The sequence below is a fragment of the Bacillus sp. FSL M8-0256 genome (genome assembly GCF_038005765.1).
Classification (GTDB): domain Bacteria; phylum Bacillota; class Bacilli; order Bacillales; family Bacillaceae; genus Bacillus; species Bacillus safensis.
In genome coordinates this window covers 619,447-639,431 of record NZ_JBBOTU010000001.1, presented here as the reverse complement: position 1 = coordinate 639,431, position 19,985 = coordinate 619,447, and the positions used below count along the sequence as shown (strand labels likewise).

General features: G+C 44.6%; 17 protein-coding genes, 4 tRNA genes and 3 rRNA genes. 6 read left to right on the top strand and 18 right to left on the bottom strand.

Annotation, left to right across the window (positions count from 1 at the left end):
- Positions 1-492, bottom strand: a complete 492-nt coding sequence (moaC, locus tag NSQ76_RS03230; protein ID WP_025092758.1) for a cyclic pyranopterin monophosphate synthase MoaC — start codon at positions 490-492, stop codon at positions 1-3.
- 138 nt (positions 493-630) lie between these two features.
- Here moaC and NSQ76_RS03225 point away from each other — a divergent pair, with 138 nt between their 5' ends.
- Positions 631-2,553 carry an ABC-F family ATP-binding cassette domain-containing protein gene (locus NSQ76_RS03225; RefSeq protein WP_341052352.1) on the top strand — a complete coding sequence of 641 codons (1,923 nt, stop codon included), beginning with the start codon at positions 631-633 and terminating at the stop codon, positions 2,551-2,553.
- Between the two features lie 270 nt (positions 2,554-2,823).
- Here the strand turns inward: NSQ76_RS03225 and tsaD are convergent, their stop codons facing one another.
- From tsaD to NSQ76_RS03165, 12 genes are all read right to left on the bottom strand, one after another.
- On the bottom strand, positions 2,824-3,852 hold the full coding sequence (gene tsaD / locus NSQ76_RS03220) for a tRNA (adenosine(37)-N6)-threonylcarbamoyltransferase complex transferase subunit TsaD (protein WP_024426735.1): 1,029 nt from the start codon (positions 3,850-3,852) through the stop codon (positions 2,824-2,826).
- Positions 3,845-4,273 (bottom strand): ribosomal protein S18-alanine N-acetyltransferase, encoded by a 429-nt coding sequence (gene rimI, locus NSQ76_RS03215; RefSeq protein WP_024424460.1) that lies wholly within the window; start codon positions 4,271-4,273, stop codon positions 3,845-3,847. The genes tsaD and rimI overlap by 8 nt, the downstream gene beginning before the upstream one ends.
- Positions 4,274-4,298: 25 nt before the next feature.
- A complete protein-coding gene (gene tsaB, locus NSQ76_RS03210) occupies positions 4,299-4,988 on the bottom strand; it encodes a tRNA (adenosine(37)-N6)-threonylcarbamoyltransferase complex dimerization subunit type 1 TsaB (protein ID WP_341052348.1) in 690 nt (229 codons plus the stop codon).
- Positions 4,969-5,445, bottom strand: a complete 477-nt coding sequence (gene tsaE / locus NSQ76_RS03205) for a tRNA (adenosine(37)-N6)-threonylcarbamoyltransferase complex ATPase subunit type 1 TsaE (RefSeq protein WP_044335667.1) — start codon at positions 5,443-5,445, stop codon at positions 4,969-4,971. Before tsaE ends, tsaB begins: the two co-directional genes overlap by 20 nt.
- A 13-nt stretch (positions 5,446-5,458) precedes the next feature.
- Positions 5,459-6,436 (bottom strand): thiamine-phosphate kinase, encoded by a 978-nt coding sequence (thiL, locus tag NSQ76_RS03200; RefSeq protein WP_327823283.1) that lies wholly within the window; start codon positions 6,434-6,436, stop codon positions 5,459-5,461.
- Positions 6,437-6,709: 273 nt separating this feature from the next.
- Positions 6,710-6,786: transfer RNA gene (locus tag NSQ76_RS03195), tRNA-Asp, on the bottom strand.
- 4 nt (positions 6,787-6,790) lie between these two features.
- A tRNA-Met gene (locus NSQ76_RS03190) sits at positions 6,791-6,867 on the bottom strand.
- 18 nt (positions 6,868-6,885) lie between these two features.
- Positions 6,886-7,001, bottom strand: a 5S ribosomal RNA gene (rrf, locus tag NSQ76_RS03185).
- A gap of 61 nt (positions 7,002-7,062) precedes the next feature.
- Positions 7,063-9,993 (bottom strand): 23S ribosomal RNA (locus tag NSQ76_RS03180).
- A 182-nt stretch (positions 9,994-10,175) separates the two neighbouring features.
- Positions 10,176-11,724: ribosomal RNA gene (locus NSQ76_RS03175) — 16S ribosomal RNA — on the bottom strand.
- The 16S, 23S and 5S rRNA genes sit together here with 4 tRNA genes alongside, the layout of an rRNA operon.
- A 134-nt stretch (positions 11,725-11,858) precedes the next feature.
- Positions 11,859-11,932, bottom strand: a tRNA-Gly gene (locus NSQ76_RS03170).
- A gap of 11 nt (positions 11,933-11,943) precedes the next feature.
- Positions 11,944-12,020, bottom strand: a tRNA-Arg gene (locus NSQ76_RS03165).
- A 369-nt stretch (positions 12,021-12,389) separates the two neighbouring features.
- Here NSQ76_RS03165 and gltP point away from each other — a divergent pair.
- Entirely contained in the window at positions 12,390-13,640 is a 1,251-nt protein-coding gene (gene gltP / locus NSQ76_RS03160; protein WP_341052344.1) for a glutamate-aspartate/proton symporter GltP, read from the top strand.
- A 35-nt stretch (positions 13,641-13,675) separates the two neighbouring features.
- Here the strand turns inward: gltP and NSQ76_RS03155 are convergent, their stop codons facing one another.
- Together NSQ76_RS03155 and NSQ76_RS03150 are read right to left on the bottom strand one after the other, a co-directional pair.
- Positions 13,676-14,695, bottom strand: coding sequence for a S66 family peptidase (locus NSQ76_RS03155; protein ID WP_341052341.1), 1,020 nt, complete (start codon positions 14,693-14,695; stop codon positions 13,676-13,678).
- A 76-nt stretch (positions 14,696-14,771) separates the two neighbouring features.
- Entirely contained in the window at positions 14,772-15,647 is an 876-nt protein-coding gene (locus NSQ76_RS03150) for a DMT family transporter (RefSeq protein WP_341052339.1), read from the bottom strand.
- Between the two features lie 297 nt (positions 15,648-15,944).
- On the opposite strand from NSQ76_RS03150, the gene NSQ76_RS03145 reads away from it, so the two are divergent.
- Both NSQ76_RS03145 and NSQ76_RS03140 read left to right on the top strand, forming a co-directional pair.
- Positions 15,945-16,670 (top strand): AzlC family ABC transporter permease, encoded by a 726-nt coding sequence (locus tag NSQ76_RS03145; RefSeq protein ID WP_024427788.1) that lies wholly within the window; start codon positions 15,945-15,947, stop codon positions 16,668-16,670.
- Positions 16,667-16,993 (top strand): AzlD domain-containing protein, encoded by a 327-nt coding sequence (locus tag NSQ76_RS03140; RefSeq protein WP_075610950.1) that lies wholly within the window; start codon positions 16,667-16,669, stop codon positions 16,991-16,993. Before NSQ76_RS03145 ends, NSQ76_RS03140 begins: the two co-directional genes overlap by 4 nt.
- Before the next feature lie 36 nt (positions 16,994-17,029).
- Here NSQ76_RS03140 and NSQ76_RS03135 read toward each other — a convergent pair whose 3' ends face one another.
- Entirely contained in the window at positions 17,030-17,692 is a 663-nt protein-coding gene (locus tag NSQ76_RS03135; RefSeq protein WP_025093548.1) for an O-methyltransferase, read from the bottom strand.
- A 148-nt stretch (positions 17,693-17,840) separates the two neighbouring features.
- Complete coding sequence (locus NSQ76_RS03130) at positions 17,841-18,026, bottom strand: CsbD family protein (protein WP_024427790.1); 186 nt, start codon at positions 18,024-18,026, stop codon at positions 17,841-17,843.
- 123 nt (positions 18,027-18,149) lie between these two features.
- Here NSQ76_RS03130 and NSQ76_RS03125 point away from each other — a divergent pair, with 123 nt between their 5' ends.
- Positions 18,150-18,701 carry a GNAT family N-acetyltransferase gene (locus tag NSQ76_RS03125; protein WP_025093549.1) on the top strand — a complete coding sequence of 184 codons (552 nt, stop codon included), beginning with the start codon at positions 18,150-18,152 and terminating at the stop codon, positions 18,699-18,701.
- 9 nt (positions 18,702-18,710) lie between these two features.
- Here the strand turns inward: NSQ76_RS03125 and NSQ76_RS03120 are convergent, their stop codons facing one another.
- Positions 18,711-19,298 carry a LysE family transporter gene (locus tag NSQ76_RS03120; protein WP_025093550.1) on the bottom strand — a complete coding sequence of 196 codons (588 nt, stop codon included), beginning with the start codon at positions 19,296-19,298 and terminating at the stop codon, positions 18,711-18,713.
- Between the two features lie 110 nt (positions 19,299-19,408).
- Between NSQ76_RS03120 and NSQ76_RS03115 the strand changes: the two genes are divergently transcribed.
- Positions 19,409-19,972, top strand: a complete 564-nt coding sequence (locus tag NSQ76_RS03115) for a helix-turn-helix domain-containing protein (RefSeq protein WP_024425428.1) — start codon at positions 19,409-19,411, stop codon at positions 19,970-19,972.
- Positions 19,973-19,985 lie beyond the last annotated feature (13 nt).

Below are 19,985 nucleotides of genomic sequence, written 5' to 3'. Positions count from 1 at the left end.
TTAAATATCAGATGCTCTGTGAAAATCACCGTTTTTCCCGCCTGTCTTTTCAATTAGATAGGTAGGACCGATGATCATGCCTTTATCAATCGCTTTGCACATGTCGTAAACGGTCAGTGCACATACTGAAGCAGAAGTGAGCGCTTCCATCTCCACACCCGTACTTCCTTTTGTTTTTACCTGTACTTGTATGTTCAGGATGTGCGCATTTCCGTCTTCCTCCCAATCAAAGGAGATATCCACGCCTTTTAATGCAAGCGGATGACACATTGGAATGATGGTAGATGTTTGCTTTGCTGCCATGATGCCAGCAACCTGTGCAACAGACAGCACATCTCCTTTTCCAATTTCACGTTGCTCTATTTTATGAAACACTTCTTTTATCATACGAACGCTTGAAACAGCAACGGCGGTTCTCACTGTAGACGATTTGTCACTAATGTCGACCATCTTTGCTCTTCCCTGTTCGTTAAAGTGGCTAAATTGACTCATCTTTCAACGCTCCCTCACTCAAATGATACACTATTTTTTCCTATCTGTCTTTCATTTGAATATGGCGATTGTATGTAACATTTGCCGGTTTACTGCTGATAAGCTACACTTAACATATTATAGCAGAGGTGAAGTTACATGATGATTCTACAAGTGAATCAGCTGTCCAAATCGTTTGGCGCTGATACCGTTTTAACGAATATAAAATTGGAAGTCAAAGCAAGGGATCGCATTGCCATTGTAGGTCGTAACGGCGCAGGCAAATCCACGCTTTTGAAAATCATTGCCGGTCAAATGTCTTACGAGCAAGGTGAGATCATCAAACCAAAAGACCTATCGATCGGCTATTTAGCACAGCATACCGATGTAACGTCTACACGTACGTTAAAGGACGAATTATTATCGGTTTTTGATCATTTAAAAGAGATGGAACAAGAAATGAGAACCATTGAGGAGAAAATGGCTTCTTCCACAGGTTCTGAGCTGGATGTCTTGATGAAAACCTATGACAGGCTGCAGCAGGAATTTAAAGATCAAGGCGGCTATCAATATGAAGCAGATGTCCGCTCCATTCTACATGGACTCGGCTTTAGTCATTTTGAAGATGAGACAACCGTCCAATCCTTAAGCGGCGGTCAGAAAACCCGTCTAGCGCTTGGAAAGCTCTTATTAATGAAACCAGAACTCTTAATTCTGGATGAGCCGACCAACCATTTAGATATTGATACCTTATCATGGCTGGAGCAGTATTTGCAAAATTATACAGGTGCCATTCTCATCGTGTCCCATGACCGCTATTTCTTAGACAAAGTCGTAAACCACGTCTATGAAGTCTCAAGAACTTCGATGAAAAAGTTTGCAGGGAACTATAGTAAGTATCTTGAGCTGAAAGCAGAGCAGCTCGAGCGGGATATGAAACTATACGAAAAGCAGCAAGAAGAGATCTCAAAGCTTCAGGATTTCGTGGATCGCAACCTGGCAAGAGCTTCAACCACAAAGCGCGCTCAAAGCAGACGCAAGCAGCTCGAACGAATGGATCGTTTAGATAAGCCTTTAGGTGATGAAAAATCCGCAAACTTCCATTTTGATATTACGAGACAAAGCGGCAATGATGTACTCAAGGTGCATGACCTCGATATTCGTTATGATGAAAAAACACCGCTCCTATCCTCTCTTTCTTTTCAGATTAAACGCGAGGATAGTGTGGCACTCATTGGTCCTAACGGGATCGGGAAATCAACCCTTTTAAAAACGTTAACGAACTCATTAACACCAGTAAAAGGCGACATCACTTTTGGATCTCATGTCACGATCGGCTACTATGACCAAGAGCAAGCCAAACTGACATCCTCGAAAAAAGTGCTCAATGAGCTTTGGGATGACTATCCTCATATGAATGAAAAAGAAATTCGGACATGTTTAGGAAACTTCCTTTTTTCCGGTGATGACGTTTTAAAGCCTGTCCATGCATTAAGCGGTGGAGAAAAAGCACGCCTTGCACTGGCAAAGCTGATGCTCCAAAAAGCCAATTTTCTTATTCTCGATGAACCGACAAACCATCTGGACTTAGATAGTAAGGAAATTTTAGAGAATGCACTAATCGATTATCCAGGAACCATCTTATTTGTTTCGCATGATCGTTATTTTATCAATCGTCTTGCTACGAAAGTATTTGAGCTGTCGCCTACAGAAACAAGAGAATATCTCGGTGATTATGACTACTATCTTGAAAAGAAAAATGAACAATTAGAGCTGGAAGCACTTCAAGAAAATGAGCCGCTTAAAAAACAAGCTGCACAGCCAGCAGAAAAGGCAAAGCTTTCTTATGCGGAAGAAAAAGAACTGAAAAAGAAAGAAAGACAAAAGCAGCGCAGAATCGAAGAAATTGAAGAACGCATTGCTGTCGTCGAAGACAAGCTCGGTGAAAATGAAGAGCTGCTATGTGATCCTGATATTTTTCAAGATCACGAGAAGGTCCAAGCCATTCAGACAGAAAATGATACGCTCAATCAAGAGCTGGAATCACTTTTTGCGGAGTGGGAAGAGCTGTCAGAAGCTTAAAGAGTGCCTTAAAAGGTACTCTTTTTTCTTTCAAAGAAAATTCATTATCCACAATGATACCCACAATAACTTCTTGATTATTCTTAAATACATTAGACTTATCCACTTTATCCACAGAGTTTTAATCACATATCCACAAAAAAGATCGTGTTTATACACACCCTCTTCATTTTAAAACGAAATTTTCTAACAATTGTGGATATATAACGTTTACATGTGAATAAATCGCTTTCATAAAAAAATAAAAACCCCTGTCATCCACAGGAGTTTTCATTCATATGAGACAAGCGGCAATCCTGGCTGGCCATTCATCGCCATATCGCCTCTGATTCCTTTTTCAAACGCAATGGTTCCAGCGGCAGCGATCATGGCTGCATTGTCTGTGCAAAGAGATAATGGCGGAATAATGACTTTCACTTCTGGCAGCTTCGTAAATGCTGAGGTTAAAGCTTTTCTTAGTCCTTTATTGGCAGCGACTCCTCCAGCTAGAACGACCTGCTTCACGCCATAGGCTTCAGCCGCTTTCAATGTTTTCCCAACAAGCACCTCAATGACGCTTGCTTGAAAACTTGCGGCCAAATTCTCTGGGGCAATCGTTTCTCCCTTTTGTGACGCATTGTGTAAGGTATTGATCACAGCTGATTTTAAACCACTGAAGCTAAAGTGATAAGACCCTTCTTCAAGCCATGCACGAGGAAGCTTAATTGTCGGCTCTCCTTCATGTGCTAACCGATCAATATGAGGTCCGCCTGGGTACGGGAGACCCATCGTCCGGGCCACTTTATCGTACGCTTCTCCAGCTGCATCATCTAAAGTTTCTCCGATGACCTCAAAAGATCCATGTTCCTTCATTAAAACAAGCTCAGTATGTCCGCCGGAGACAACAAGAGCTAAACATGGGAACTCCAATTCATCAACAAGCTGGTTTGCATAAATATGCCCTGCAATATGATGAACACCAACAAGAGGAATTTGATGGGCAAAGCTCAGTGCCTTTGCTGCATTGACACCAATCAGCAAAGCACCCACGAGGCCAGGTCCTTCTGTGACAGCAATCGCATCTAAATCCTTAAAGCTCATACCCGCCTGTGCCATCACTTCTTCTAATACGATGGTGACTTGCTCCACGTGATGCCTTGAAGCAATTTCGGGTACAACTCCGCCAAATCGTTTATGACTGTCTATTTGCGAGGCCACCACATTCGCCACGATTTCCTTTCCATTTTTCACAATGGACGCAGCTGTTTCATCACAGCTTGTTTCTATTCCTAATATGAATCGATCTGTTTGTTCACTCATTTATATTCACCCACATGACTAATGCATCTTCTCCATTATCCGTATAATAATTCTTTCGAATAGAAGCTGGTCTGAAACCGAGCTTTTCATAGAGGGATTGTGCTGGTGTATTCGAAACCCGCACCTCTAAAGAAAGATGATCTGTCTTTTTTTCTTTGCAAAATTCCATGACATATCGAAGCAATGCTTCCCCGTAGCCTTTTCCTCTATGCTCAGGGAGAATCGCAATGTTCGTAATTTGTGCATCGTCCATGACAATCCAGACCCCGCAATACCCAACAGGCTGCTTATCTTCTTCAATGAGGAAATAATGGCTGTATTGGTTATGAAGAATCTCATAGACAAACGATTCCTTTTTCCAAGGCGCTGTAAACGAATGCACTTCAATCGTATACACCTCTGGAATATCCGCTACTGTCATTTGTCGTATCTCTGCTATGTGAAGATTATTTTTGTCCTTCAAGCCATTTCACTTCCGCTTCTGCCAAACGAATATAGTTAGGAACAAGCTGATGGACATCTTCAGCAGGACGATCTGCGCCTAAAAATGCAAGCACTGAAGGTCTTGGGTTATGGAATGTCCCCTCTGCCAGTACAGCCGTTTCTCCTAAAATGGAGCAAATGCTCTCTTCATGAAGATGCACATCTTGTCCAAGAAATAGAACAGGCTTTCCTGTCTGCTTCAGTTCATGAAGCCAATCCGTGAGCAGGATATTTTGATCTGGTTCTACCTCTTTGATCTTACCCTTTTCAAACATATATAGTCCGGTATAAACTTGGCCTCTTCTCGCATCAAATAAAGGTGAGATATATCCATCAAAATATTGGCCATTTGCCGCAAGTGTTTCTAAACTCGAAACAGCTGATATCGGGATAGACAGCGTCCACGCAAGTGTTTTTGCGATGGTAACACCGATTCTGACGCCAGTGTAAGAACCAGGTCCTTTTGCTACAACGATTTTGCTTAGTTCGCTTGGTGATACACCACATTCTTTCATCAATGCTTCAACAGTAGGCATCGCTCGGACGGAATGGTTCTTTTTTAAATACGTAATGCTCTCCCCAATCACAGTGAAGTCTCTTACAAGAGCAATTCCTAGTGTATGGTTTGATGTATCAATGGCCAGTATGGTCAAATTCTTTCATCTCCTTACAAAGGGTCTCATAACGCTCCCCTTTTGCATCAAACGTGAGATGCCGTTCTTCTTCACGTTCTGTTCTCAACATTTCAATTTTTAAATAGGAAGAAGGCAATTGAGGTTCAATAAGATGTGCCCATTCAACCAAGCATACACCTTCACCCTCAAAATATTCTTCGAGGCCGATCTCTTCTTCTGCATCTTCCATGCGGTACACGTCCATATGATAAAGTGGCAGTCTGCCATCGGTATATTCTTTAATAATTGTAAAGGTGGGGCTGTTGACGATACGGGTAATTCCTAAGCCTTCCGCAAAACCTTTTGAAAAAGTGGTTTTACCCGCACCTAAATCTCCTTCTAATGTCAATACATCGCCTGGCATCACAAGTTTGGCCAATGCAGCGGCAATTCGTTTCGTCTCATCCGCACCTTTTGTCGTCCATGTTAATTTCACCGTTGATGTCACCTCATTTCTTAAAATGATTATATCCTTTTTTCATTAACATTGTTTGTTGATCATTGTCTTTTAACATAACACTGGCTGCTTGATCATCTTTGACTTGTCCAATACGTGTGATCTGAATGCCTTCTTTTTGACATTGCGATTCAAAGCTTTCCCAATCACATTCTGGTATCGTACCAGTTAAAACAAAATCTTCTCCCCCAAACAACACCCATTCAAGCCAGTCTTTGCGCAGCACCTGTAAATCTGGATGAATTGGAAGCTTATCAGCTTCTATCTCGATCATCACACAGCTCGCTTCGGCTATCTCATTCAACTCACTCGCTAATCCATCACTCACATCATTCAAGGTAACACGCGGGAAACTTGAACAAATGTGTCCAGCAGCAATATGAGGCTGAGGCATTTTATGACGCTTAAGAAAAAAATCAGCATCGACCGCCTTAGAAGGGGCTGCTTCGTTCATTAAGATTGATAACCCAGCAGCTGATGAACCAAGTTCACCTGTGACAAAGACAACGTCTCCAGTCTGAGCACTGTGACGATAACAAGCTTTTCCCTTTGAAACCTCACCAATGACCGTCACGGTAATGACAAAGTCACTGCGGGTGGCCACTGTATCTCCACCAATCAAATCCATATGATAAGAGTCAGCCAACACTTTCATTCCCTCGTAAAGCTCCGTAACAATTGTCTCATCACCATGAGGCGGGATCGCAATTGAAACAAGATAATATTTTGGGGTCCCTCCCATTGCAGCGATGTCACTGACATTGACTGCCAGTGCTTTAAAGCCAACTTCAAATGGTGTTGAAAAGTCAAAACGAAAATGAACATGCTCCACCATTGTATCAACACAAACGACCTCTTCACAATGTGAATGAGGTTGATAAACACTTGCATCATCACCGATGCCCATGATCAAAGAGCGCTGATATGTATCTTTTGGTGTGATTCGGCGAATAAGATCAAATTCATCCATAAAAAGACAGCCCCTTCTTGCAATCAATTGGTTAAGTAGACATGAGGTCAAACACAGTTAGTATTAGTGTAGCGAATATAAGTCTCAGTTCCAACTAAAAATGATATAAAGAAAGCCTGGTGTGAAAAAACCAGGCTGAGTTGAAATAATCTATCTTTTCTTTCTTATATTGTAGCCAAACACACATCATTTCATTGCATCTTGGGTACTTCTAGAAAGAAAAAGACATAAAAAAAAACGAAACTATACGTTTTCGTTTACAAGTCATAAAAATGGCGGTCCGGACGGGACTCGAACCCGCGACCTCCTGCGTGACAGGCAGGCATTCTAACCAACTGAACTACCGGACCATTTTGGTTGCGGGGGCAGGATTTGAACCTGCGACCTTCGGGTTATGAGCCCGACGAGCTACCGAACTGCTCCACCCCGCGATGATATAAAGATAACAAGCTTGGCGGCGTCCTACTCTCACAGGGGGAAACCCCCAACTACCATCGGCGCTGAAGAGCTTAACTTCCGTGTTCGGTATGGGAACGGGTGTGACCTCTTCGCTATCGCCACCAAACCTGATGGAGAGAATGTTCTCTCAAAACTAGATAACAATGTTCATGCTTCACATTAGAATATAGGTTAAGTCCTCGATCTATTAGTATCTGTCAGCTCCACGTGTCACCACGCTTCCACCTCAGACCTATCAACCTGATCATCTTTCAGGGATCTTACTTCCTTGCGGAATGGGAAATCTCATCTTGAGGGGGGCTTCATGCTTAGATGCTTTCAGCACTTATCCCGTCCGCACATAGCTACCCAGCGATGCCCTTGGCAGAACAACTGGTACACCAGCGGTGCGTCCATCCCGGTCCTCTCGTACTAAGGACAGCTCCTCTCAAATTTCCTGCGCCCGCGACGGATAGGGACCGAACTGTCTCACGACGTTCTGAACCCAGCTCGCGTACCGCTTTAATGGGCGAACAGCCCAACCCTTGGGACCGACTACAGCCCCAGGATGCGATGAGCCGACATCGAGGTGCCAAACCTCCCCGTCGATGTGGACTCTTGGGGGAGATAAGCCTGTTATCCCCGGGGTAGCTTTTATCCGTTGAGCGATGGCCCTTCCATGCGGAACCACCGGATCACTAAGCCCGACTTTCGTCCCTGCTCGACTTGTAGGTCTCGCAGTCAAGCTCCCTTGTGCCTTTACACTCTGCGAATGATTTCCAACCATTCTGAGGGAACCTTTGGGCGCCTCCGTTACATTTTAGGAGGCGACCGCCCCAGTCAAACTGCCCACCTGACACTGTCTCCCTGCCCGATAAGGGCAGCGGGTTAGAAGGTCAATACAGCCAGGGTAGTATCCCACCGATGCCTCCACCGAAGCTAGCGCTCCGGTTTCCAAGGCTCCTACCTATCCTGTACAAGCTGTACCAACATTCAATATCAGGCTGCAGTAAAGCTCCACGGGGTCTTTCCGTCCTGTCGCGGGTAACCTGCATCTTCACAGGTACTATAATTTCACCGAGTCTCTCGTTGAGACAGTGCCCAGATCGTTGCGCCTTTCGTGCGGGTCGGAACTTACCCGACAAGGAATTTCGCTACCTTAGGACCGTTATAGTTACGGCCGCCGTTTACTGGGGCTTCAATTCGCACCTTCGCTTACGCTAAGCGCTCCTCTTAACCTTCCAGCACCGGGCAGGCGTCAGCCCCTATACTTCGCCTTACGGCTTCGCAGAGACCTGTGTTTTTGCTAAACAGTCGCCTGGGCCTATTCACTGCGGCTTCTCGGGGCTTTAACACCCTAAGAAGCACCCCTTCTCCCGAAGTTACGGGGTCATTTTGCCGAGTTCCTTAACGAGAGTTCTCTCGATCACCTTAGGATTCTCTCCTCGCCTACCTGTGTCGGTTTGCGGTACGGGCACCTCTCACCTCGCTAGAGGCTTTTCTTGGCAGTGTGGAATCAGGAACTTCGCTACTAAATTTCGCTCGCCATCACAGCTCAGCCTTCACGGGAAACGGATTTGCCTATTTCCCAGCCTAACTGCTTGGACGCGGATATCCAATACCGCGCTTACCCTATCCTCCTGCGTCCCCCCATTGCTCAAATGGTGAGGAGGTGGTACAGGAATATCAACCTGTTGTCCATCGCCTACGCCTTTCGGCCTCGGCTTAGGTCCCGACTAACCCTGAGCGGACGAGCCTTCCTCAGGAAACCTTAGGCATTCGGTGGACGGGATTCTCACCCGTCTTTCGCTACTCATACCGGCATTCTCACTTCTAAGCGCTCCACCAGTCCTTCCGGTCTGGCTTCACAGCCCTTAGAACGCTCTCCTACCACTGTTCGTAAGAACAGTCCGCAGCTTCGGTGATACGTTTAGCCCCGGTACATTTTCGGCGCAGAGTCACTCGACCAGTGAGCTATTACGCACTCTTTAAATGGTGGCTGCTTCTAAGCCAACATCCTGGTTGTCTAAGCAACTCCACATCCTTTTCCACTTAACGTATACTTTGGGACCTTAGCTGGCGGTCTGGGCTGTTTCCCTTTCGACTACGGATCTTATCACTCGCAGTCTGACTCCCAAGGATAAGTCATCGGCATTCGGAGTTTGACTGAATTCGGTAACCCGGTAGGGGCCCCTAGTCCAATCAGTGCTCTACCTCCGAGACTCTTACCTTGAGGCTAGCCCTAAAGCTATTTCGGAGAGAACCAGCTATCTCCAGGTTCGATTGGCATTTCACCCCTACCCACACCTCATCCCCGCACTTTTCAACGTGCGTGGGTTCGGGCCTCCATTCAGTGTTACCTGAACTTCACCCTGGACATGGGTAGATCACCTGGTTTCGGGTCTACGACCACGTACTCATGCGCCCTATTCAGACTCGCTTTCGCTGCGGCTCCGCATCTTCTGCTTAACCTTGCACGGGATCGTAACTCGCCGGTTCATTCTACAAAAGGCACGCCATCACCCGTTAACGGGCTCTGACTACTTGTAGGCACACGGTTTCAGGATCTATTTCACTCCCCTTCCGGGGTGCTTTTCACCTTTCCCTCACGGTACTGGTTCACTATCGGTCACTAGGGAGTATTTAGCCTTGGGAGATGGTCCTCCCGGATTCCGACGGAATTTCACGTGTTCCGCCGTACTCAGGATCCACTCTGGAGAGAATAACATTTCAGTTACAGGGCTGTTACCTTCTTTGGCGGGCCTTTCCAGACCTCTTCGCTTATATCATTCCTTTGTAACTCCGTATAGAGTGTCCTACAACCCCAAGAGGCAAGCCTCTTGGTTTGGGCTGTTCCCGTTTCGCTCGCCGCTACTCAGGGAATCGCATTTGCTTTCTCTTCCTCCGGGTACTTAGATGTTTCAGTTCCCCGGGTATGCCTTCTCATACTCTATGTATTCAAGTATGGATACTACTCCATTACGAGCAGTGGGTTTCCCCATTCGGAAATCTCCGGATCAAAGCTTGCTTACAGCTCCCCGAAGCATATCGGTGTTCGTCCCGTCCTTCATCGGCTCCTAGTGCCAAGGCATCCACCGTGCGCCCTTTCTAACTTAACCATTTCTTACTTTAGAAAGAATCACTATGTGTGATGAACTTTGCATTGCATTCAATGTGAATGTATTACTTATTGTTATCTAGTTTTCAAAGAACAATCCTGTCTCGCTAGAGACATGTTTTGAAGGAATGATCCTTCAAAACTAAACAAGACGAAAACGTACGCTGCTCCATATATCCTTAGAAAGGAGGTGATCCAGCCGCACCTTCCGATACGGCTACCTTGTTACGACTTCACCCCAATCATCTGCCCCACCTTCGGCGGCTGGCTCCATAAAGGTTACCTCACCGACTTCGGGTGTTGCAAACTCTCGTGGTGTGACGGGCGGTGTGTACAAGGCCCGGGAACGTATTCACCGCGGCATGCTGATCCGCGATTACTAGCGATTCCAGCTTCACGCAGTCGAGTTGCAGACTGCGATCCGAACTGAGAACAGATTTATGGGATTGGCTAAACCTTGCGGTCTTGCAGCCCTTTGTTCTGTCCATTGTAGCACGTGTGTAGCCCAGGTCATAAGGGGCATGATGATTTGACGTCATCCCCACCTTCCTCCGGTTTGTCACCGGCAGTCACCTTAGAGTGCCCAACTGAATGCTGGCAACTAAGATCAAGGGTTGCGCTCGTTGCGGGACTTAACCCAACATCTCACGACACGAGCTGACGACAACCATGCACCACCTGTCACTCTGTCCCCGAAGGGAAAGCCCTATCTCTAGGGTTGTCAGAGGATGTCAAGACCTGGTAAGGTTCTTCGCGTTGCTTCGAATTAAACCACATGCTCCACCGCTTGTGCGGGCCCCCGTCAATTCCTTTGAGTTTCAGTCTTGCGACCGTACTCCCCAGGCGGAGTGCTTAATGCGTTAGCTGCAGCACTAAGGGGCGGAAACCCCCTAACACTTAGCACTCATCGTTTACGGCGTGGACTACCAGGGTATCTAATCCTGTTCGCTCCCCACGCTTTCGCTCCTCAGCGTCAGTTACAGACCAGAGAGTCGCCTTCGCCACTGGTGTTCCTCCACATCTCTACGCATTTCACCGCTACACGTGGAATTCCACTCTCCTCTTCTGCACTCAAGTTTCCCAGTTTCCAATGACCCTCCCCGGTTGAGCCGGGGGCTTTCACATCAGACTTAAGAAACCGCCTGCGAGCCCTTTACGCCCAATAATTCCGGACAACGCTTGCCACCTACGTATTACCGCGGCTGCTGGCACGTAGTTAGCCGTGGCTTTCTGGTTAGGTACCGTCAAGGTGCGAGCAGTTACTCTCGCACTTGTTCTTCCCTAACAACAGAGCTTTACGATCCGAAAACCTTCATCACTCACGCGGCGTTGCTCCGTCAGACTTTCGTCCATTGCGGAAGATTCCCTACTGCTGCCTCCCGTAGGAGTCTGGGCCGTGTCTCAGTCCCAGTGTGGCCGATCACCCTCTCAGGTCGGCTACGCATCGTCGCCTTGGTGAGCCATTACCCCACCAACTAGCTAATGCGCCGCGGGTCCATCTGTAAGTGACAGCCGAAACCGTCTTTCATCCTTGAACCATGCGGTTCAAGGAACTATCCGGTATTAGCTCCGGTTTCCCGGAGTTATCCCAGTCTTACAGGCAGGTTACCCACGTGTTACTCACCCGTCCGCCGCTAACATCTGGGAGCAAGCTCCCTTCTGTCCGCTCGACTTGCATGTATTAGGCACGCCGCCAGCGTTCGTCCTGAGCCAGGATCAAACTCTCCGAAAAAGTACAAAACCGAAGTTTTGTTTTTCATCAGCGTTTGACTGACTACCTATGAAGTATCATAGGATTTTTTTATAAAAACTCGAATTAACAGGTACGTTTTGTCTTGTTTAGTTTTCAAAGATCATGTTCAAAAATGGAGCGGGTGATGAGAATCGAACTCACGACATCAGCTTGGAAGGCTGAGGTTTTACCACTAAACTACACCCGCGTGGTTTGTATTGGCGCGCCCGAGAGGAGTCGAACCCCTAACCTTTTGATCCGTAGTCAAACGCTCTATCCAATTGAGCTACGGGCGCTTAATCAGGCGACTTAATTATCTTAACATATCGTTTTTCTTAAGTCAACATCTTTTTAAAATTAGTTTGCCGCATGTGTGTGAACGTCTGTGTTTCAAATACGTCATCAGCGACGAATAAAAATATACCATGAATCATATAAAAGGGTCAATACATTTTTCTAAAAAAGTTTCATGTTTTTTTAAATTGATTTTTTCTTAGATCAATAGACATGTAATAGCCCTATTTTCTTCTCTTTCTTCATAATTCCAATGATTCTTAAATAAAATCTTTCTAAATACAAAGGAGGACAAAACATGGCCACATAGAATTTTTATTTATTGGAAAATTCTTAATATTTTTCCAAGCATTTAAAGGAGGTAAGAGATGATGAAAAAGTTTATCGCTTTTCAAATCATGATCGCTTTGGTGATAGGAGCTCTTATCGGCCATTTCTTCCCTGACTTCGGAATGGCCCTCAGGCCAATTGGAGATGGATTCATCAGGCTGATTAAAATGATCGTTGTTCCAATCGTGTTCTCTACCATTGTTATTGGTGCAGCCGGCAGCGGCGGCATGAAGAAAATGGGCAGCCTTGGATTAAAGACGATCATTTGGTTTGAGGTCATCACAACCATTGTTCTTGGGATCGGGCTATTATTGGCAAATGGGCTAAAGCCTGGCGTTGGCCTCGATTTCTCTAAATTAGCTAAGAAAGATATTGGGGAATTAGATGGTTATACGGAGAAGGTCGTTGACTTTAAACAAATGGTATTAGATATCATTCCAACCAATATCGTCGATGTTATGGCTCAGAATGATTTACTTGCTGTCATTTTCTTCGCCATCTTATTTGGTGTAGCGGCAAGCGGAATCGGTAAAACCTCTGCTCCTGTTCTCACCTTCTTTGAATCAGTGGCACAAATTATGTTTAAGCTCACACAGATGGTGATGGTGACAGCACCTATTGGGGTTCTTGCATTAATGGCTGCTTCTGTCGGCCAATATGGCATTGTTTTATTAATCCCAATGATGAAGCTTGTCGGAACAGTATTTTTAGGATTATTCATTATTCTCTTTGCTTTATTCCCTCTGGTCGCACTGATCTTCCGTTTTAACTACTTCGAAGTATTAAAAATGATTTGGGATTTGTTCCTTGTTGCCTTCTCTACTACGAGTACTGAAACTGTCCTTCCTCAATTGATGGAACGAATGGAGAAATACGGGTGTCCAAAAAGAATCGTTTCCTTTGTGATTCCATCTGGTCTTTCTCTCAATTGTGACGGATCAAGTTTATATTTATCGGTTGCCTGCGTATTTCTTGCACAAGCGTTTGGTGTCGACATGAGTCTGTCACAGCAGCTTTTAATGATGCTTGTTCTTGTGTTAACGAGTAAAGGTATTGCAGCTGTGCCATCCGGTTCACTCGTTGTTCTTTTGGCAACCGCTCATGCTGTCGGTCTTCCCGCAGAAGGCGTTGCCATCATAGCCGGTGTTGACCGAATTATGGATATGGCACGAACAGGCGTGAATGTTCCAGGGCATGCCGTTGCATGTATTGTTGTATCTAAATGGGAAAAAGTATTCCGTGAGTCGGCGTGGGAAGTTCCAAAAGCAGGTGAAGAAACAAAAGGGATGTAATGTGATATGAAGGAAAGGGTTCGCCCTTTCCTTTTTTATGCTAAAAATGTTTGCTTTAGTACGGCTTTTCCTTGAGGATGCAGCTGTACTTCTGCATATGCCCCATTAATCAGCGTCATTTGCGGCGGGACATGCCCACAATCTATGTCGTAAAAAATGGGGATTTGTAATTCCTTTTGTAATTCTTCATATACATCCTGATACTGATACCCTTCAACAGGCACATTTACTGCACTACGCCCAAACATCATACCTGAACAGTGATCAAACCAACCTGCTAGTTTTAATTGAACAAGCGATCTCTTCACGCTTGCAGCATTTAATTCGCAGTTTTCGAAATGCCAGAGAATCGGTTCATCTTTTATGAATGTTTTCTGAAAAGTTTTGACGTCCCCATAAGGTGTCCCTGCTAAATGACGTATGACATCAATGCAGCCACCCATCAGTCTTCCCTTTACCATCTTTTCTTGTTGATCAACCGTATGCCATGCGGTCGGTTCTGTTAAATGAAAGACATGTTTAATCGGATCGTCACACTGCCATTCCTTTTGATACATAGATGAAGAAAACTGGCTTATGTCCATTTCTTCTTTTGTTGAAAGTACTTCTTCCCACATAACAGTCGTTTGATCAAGCTCTTCTCCCTGAAGATCGACTAAGTTCGGTCCATGCGCTGTGGCAATGCCTGTTTTTAATGTTAACGCCAGCAGAAGTGCACTCGTATCTGAGTAACCAAGAATCCACTTTTTTTTCATCGATGAGAAATCGAGATGCTCTAACACTTCCATAAGCAGCTGTCCTCCCCATGGCGGGATGATGTGATCAATCTCCTCACATGTCATCATGTACTGAAGTTCGTTTGCTCGTTCTATCGCAGGCGCAGATTTTGCCTTTTCCTGCTGCCAGACCGTCTCTCCACATATGACATCGTATCCTCTATGTTTCATTCGTTCACATGAAAGCTGAAACATGTCATGCAAAGATGGCTGTACACCTGAGGAAGGTGCTGTAACGCCAATTGTTTGTCCTTTTTGCAAATGCGGAAATTGTATCATTCTGCTTCCCCCCAACCTCTACTCTCTTCCCTGTCCATTTTAAAGAAAATGCCCCTTTTATAAGGGACATCTCTTCTTATTCCTTTTGACGCAGTACAGTATAGACTCCTGCAAAGATACATAGAATCCCAATGAATGAGCGTATCCCCATCTCTTCACCTAAAAACAGCCAGCCGAGAGCTGCCCCTACGATCGGTTGAAAGAAAAAGAACAGACCGCCGCTCGAGGCATCCATCAATTGAAGCCCTCTATTCCACAAAAAGAATGCTAGAGCTGTTGAGATGATGCCTAGATAGAGAATGCCGCCCCAAATCTCTGGCCTTGCCATCTGCTCCACATCTAGATGAGGTAAGCGAAATAAAACAGCTGGTGTTAAGACAATGAATGCAATGATGATCGCATATGTGGTCGTCACGACTTGAGGGTATTTTCCTGGAACTCGTTTCAGCAAAACAGACATCAGTGCCCAAGTTAAAGCAGCGAAAACTAATGAAAGACCGCCAACAAATTCATCTGAGTGCACTGCGACTGGTCCAATCATGAGCCATACACCTGCTGTCGCAAGCAGGATGGATGCGCACTTTCGAACAGTCATGGCTTCTTTTAATAGAAAGAACGCAAACAGCACCATAAAAGCAGGGGTCGCAGATGTGATCACAGCCCCCATTTGTGCCGACGTATACATGGTGCCGATTTCTTGGGTCACAATTGATAGGAAATTTCCGATCAATCCGATCATGACAACAAGCGGGATATCTTTTTTATCTAATCGAAAGGAATAGCCCAAGCGCCAAATGGTGCATATCAGCACAATTCCTGCTACAGCATATCTCATCCATACTAGCTCAAGCGGCGGAACCACCGCTACTGTTACTTTGACAACAACGTACATGCCGCCCCAAATACTTGCAGCGATTGCTAGGTAAAGGGCGCCTATATATTTTTCCTTCATCTTTTCCCCTCCGTTACTGGATATATTGATCGCCATATCCACAAACGGAGATCACTCTCCGTTATGGACGGAGGGTGTTTGGTACATCATGTTCAAATAAAGGCTTCCATAGCATTGTCGTCACCTCATTTATTTTTATTTTCAGACTACTTTATAACAAATTCTGATTGACTTCAATCCTTTTTTGTCACCATTTTTCTTCATATAATAGAAGATAAACGGGTATTGACATGCTGAATTCGTTTTCATATAGTAAGTAAAACTATAGGTGGCCACGGAGAAAAGGAGTAGAGGACGTTGGATATTGAAGCGAGGAAACACATTCCCAGCACGGAACATGAACCGTTTCTCGAGGGAATAAAAGATTGTGTGCCAACCCTGCTCGGTTATATGAGTATTGGGTTTGCCTTCGGAATTGTTGGAATTAGCGCACAGTTAAGTATATGGGACATTGCGCTTTTATCGATTTTTATTTACGCAGGTGCTTCACAGTTTATTATCTGTGCACTGCTTGTGACAGGGAGTCCCCTTTCCGCTATTATTTTCACCACATTTATTGTCAATCTGCGGCATTTATTGCTCAGCCTGACGCTTGCTCCTCATTTCACACGCTACTCTGTGAAACAAAATATAGGATTCGGTCTATTGCTGACTGATGAATCCTTCGGTGTAGCGATAAATAAATTAGCGCAGCAAGGAAAGCTGAATAACAGGTGGATGCACGGACTGAACTTAACGGCGTATTTATGCTGGATTGCGGCCTGCATACTTGGCGGCATTTTTGGACATTGGATTTCAAATCCTGAAGCGCTTGGTCTAGATTTTGCTTTATCAGCGATGTTTGCTGCACTGTTAGTCCTTTCGTTACAGACAGTACCCAAAAATAAGTTAACTCATCGCCTGTCACTTGTGTTGTATATGGTCATTGCTATGTTTGTTCTGCTTCATTTTGTTCCATCACATGTGGCTGTTCTCATAGCAACTGTACTTGTCGCAACTATTGGGGTGGTGACAGATAAATGATTAGCAGCTTTATGTTATGGCTCATTGTTGGTTGTATGATCGTCACCGTCATTCCGAGAGTCGTACCCTTTATATTTGTACGGAGTATTCAGCTGCCTGAAGTGGTGCTGAAATGGTTATCGTTTATTCCTATTTGTATCTTTACAGCTTTGATTGCAGAGCATCTCTTCATCCATACATCAACAGGCACAGGCGTCACCATTCACTGGATGTATCTTGCTGTCTTGACTCCTACTGTACTCATTGCTGTTTGGACAAAAAGCCTGTCACTTACTGTTCTTGTCGGCGTCATGCTGATGGGCACTGCTAGATGGTTTTTCTAAAAGAAAAAGCTTAACCACATGTGGTTAAGCTTTGTTTCATTTGACGATTCCGTATACAAATCCATCATAACCTTTTTCCCCAACAGTTTGAATCGCTGTTGCCTCTATTCTCGGCTCTTGTTTGAGTAAATCGAAAAATTCACGAGTTCCTTGTACTCGTTCATCCTCATCAGAGTCATGAAGGACTGCACCATTTCTGACGACATTGTCTGCAATAATGACTGTTCCCTTTTTCGAGAAATCTAACGCCCACTTCAAATATTTCGGATTGTTCGGTTTATCTGCATCAATGAAAATGAAATCGAATGGAAGCGCAGCCTTCTCTTTTAACTGAGATAACGTATCTAATGCCTTTCCTTCCAAAATGCTCACCCGTTCTGATAAGCCCGCTCTGCTAATGTTTTGCTGTGCGATCTGTACATGATGGCTGACAGCCTCCAATGTGATGAGTTCCCCATCCTCTTCAAGAGCACGGGCCAGCCAAATAGTACTGTATCCACCGAGTGTCCCGATTTCTAAAATGCGCTTTGCATTCTTCGTTTTTGCTAATAAATAAAGCATTTTCCCTTGGGCTGGTGACACATCAATTTCTGGCAGACCCGCTTGCTTATTATGAGTAAGGGTTTGCTCCAATACATCATCTTTAGGAATCAACTTGTCTGTGATATACTCGTCAACTTTTCCCCACACGTGCTCCATTTCATCCATCTCCCTTGATCATGTCTTCTCTCTCAAGTCTACATGATGATCGTGAGAACGTATAATCAATTCTTTTCACACATCTATTCATTTTTTTGATGAAAGACATGTGATGAGGAATACATGAAGCAACGCACTGGTTTCGGTTCTACTCGTTCAGCTTATTTTTGACATCCCCTTTTTTATCTTGAAGCTTTCCTTTTGCTTGATCCTTTTTCCCTTCTGCTTTCAAGTTTTGATGATCGGTTGCTTCACCAAGCTTTTCTTTGACTTGACCTTTGACTTGATTTGTTTTTCCTTTCGCTTTATCCATATGTCCTTTTTCTTTACTCATTTGTTCCACCTCCACGTTTGATACTATTCATTTAGCCTTTTTGAAAGATACAAAACATCTGAGTGTGCGATGTACACGTTTCAGGTATGATAGACATTAGAAGAAGGGTTGGTGTTCTATTTCATGATCGTCTCTGAAAAAATATTCACAGTTCGTGGGTTGACCTATCATATTCGGTCCGCTTCAGCGGCCGATGCCAAACAGTTATCAGCTCTCAGACTGAAAATCGATGGTGAAACAGAGTATTTAGACCGTGAACCGGGCGAAGCCTTTCTTGATGAAAAAGCATTTGAGGCTTTGATTCAAGAGGATAGCAAGCAAAGCCGGCATTTATTTTTGGTCGCTGCTATTGAAGGAAAAATTGTCGGTTTTTCAAGATGCGAGGGCCATTCACTCAAGCGCTCTGCTCACAAAGTGACATTTGGCGTCGCCATCCAGAAAGATGCTTGGGGCTATCATATCGGGAAAGAGCTTTTAGCCGCTTCAATTGACTGGGCAGATCAGCAGGGCATTCAGAAGATCTCTCTTCATGTGCTTGAAACGAACAAAAAAGCCATTCGGTTATATGAGAACCACGGCTTTTTGATTGAAGGCGTATTAAAAAACGATAAACGGCTGAGTGACGGATTATATTATGATACTGTTGTGATGGGCAGACAGCGGCCAAGCTCCTGACTACTTACATCACATAGCATAGCCCCATATCATCGAAATTGCACTGTATATCAGAAGCAGCCCCATCACATACTGGAACGGTTTTTCGTAAGCAGTCAAAAAACGCTTATACAAAGAGCCAAATAAGCTCCAGCTGAATGTACCGAGAAAGCCAATGAGTGCGAGAATCAGCGTCCATATGACATACTGCATATTAGATTGTCCGTATGGCAAAACAAATGTTGAAATCACAGTCAATCCATACAAGATCGCTTTTGGGTTGATAAATTGCAGCAGCATACCAGGGATAAAATGATTGTAGCGATCAAGTGTTTCGTCATCCCCGCCTTTACTTTTCATGATTTTGACCGCTAAATAAATCATGTATGCAGCTCCGATGAACGCCATGACCCATCCTATTTTCGGCATCACTTGATAAAGGATGAGATTAAAGAAGCAGCTCAAACACAAAATGACGAGAAATCCGATACCTACACCTAAACAAAATCGAAATGTTTGCTTGACCCCATATTTATTCGTAAAGACCATGGCCATGATGTTGTTCGGCCCTGGGGTAAAGCTGCTAACAAAAGCATAGATCAACATGGATACAATCAAAATGCCGCCTCCCTTATACGTTATTTAGACTTTAATTACTTTATTGCGTACATTACGTTTTATTGTAACGTTCGGTCTTTATAAAGTAAATAGAGAAAGGAGCTTTTTTCATGGAAGACGTACAATCGATTATTTCTAAAAATGTGAGGCTTCTGAGAGATCAAAAAAAATTAAGCCTCGAAAAGATGGCAGAATTAACTGGTGTCAGCAAGACGATGATTGGACAAATTGAAAGAGGAGAATCGACCCCTACCATCACGACTTTGTGGAAAATCGCCAACGGATTAAAGGTATCTTTTAGTGAGCTCATTCACGCACCACAGCCTGAAATCAAGGTAGTACGCAAGGAAGATGCACAGGTTTTAACTGAAGATGATGGAAAATATCGTGTATACACGACTTTCCCTTTTGACGACCGGGGGAAATTTGAAATGTACCGAGTGGAAATTGATCGAGGCGGGTCGCTTCGTGCGAGTGAACACATTGGAGGAACAGAGGAATTGATCACTGTTTTTGAGGGAGTCCTTGATTTATCCATTGGTGATGAACAATACACCTTAAAAGCCGGAGACTCTATTCGTTTTAAAGCGGACCGGACGCACACGTATAAACAAACCGGAGAACAAATGGTACGGATGCAAATGATTCTTTATTATCCTCATGAAAAAAGCTGACAGGCTTGTCCAC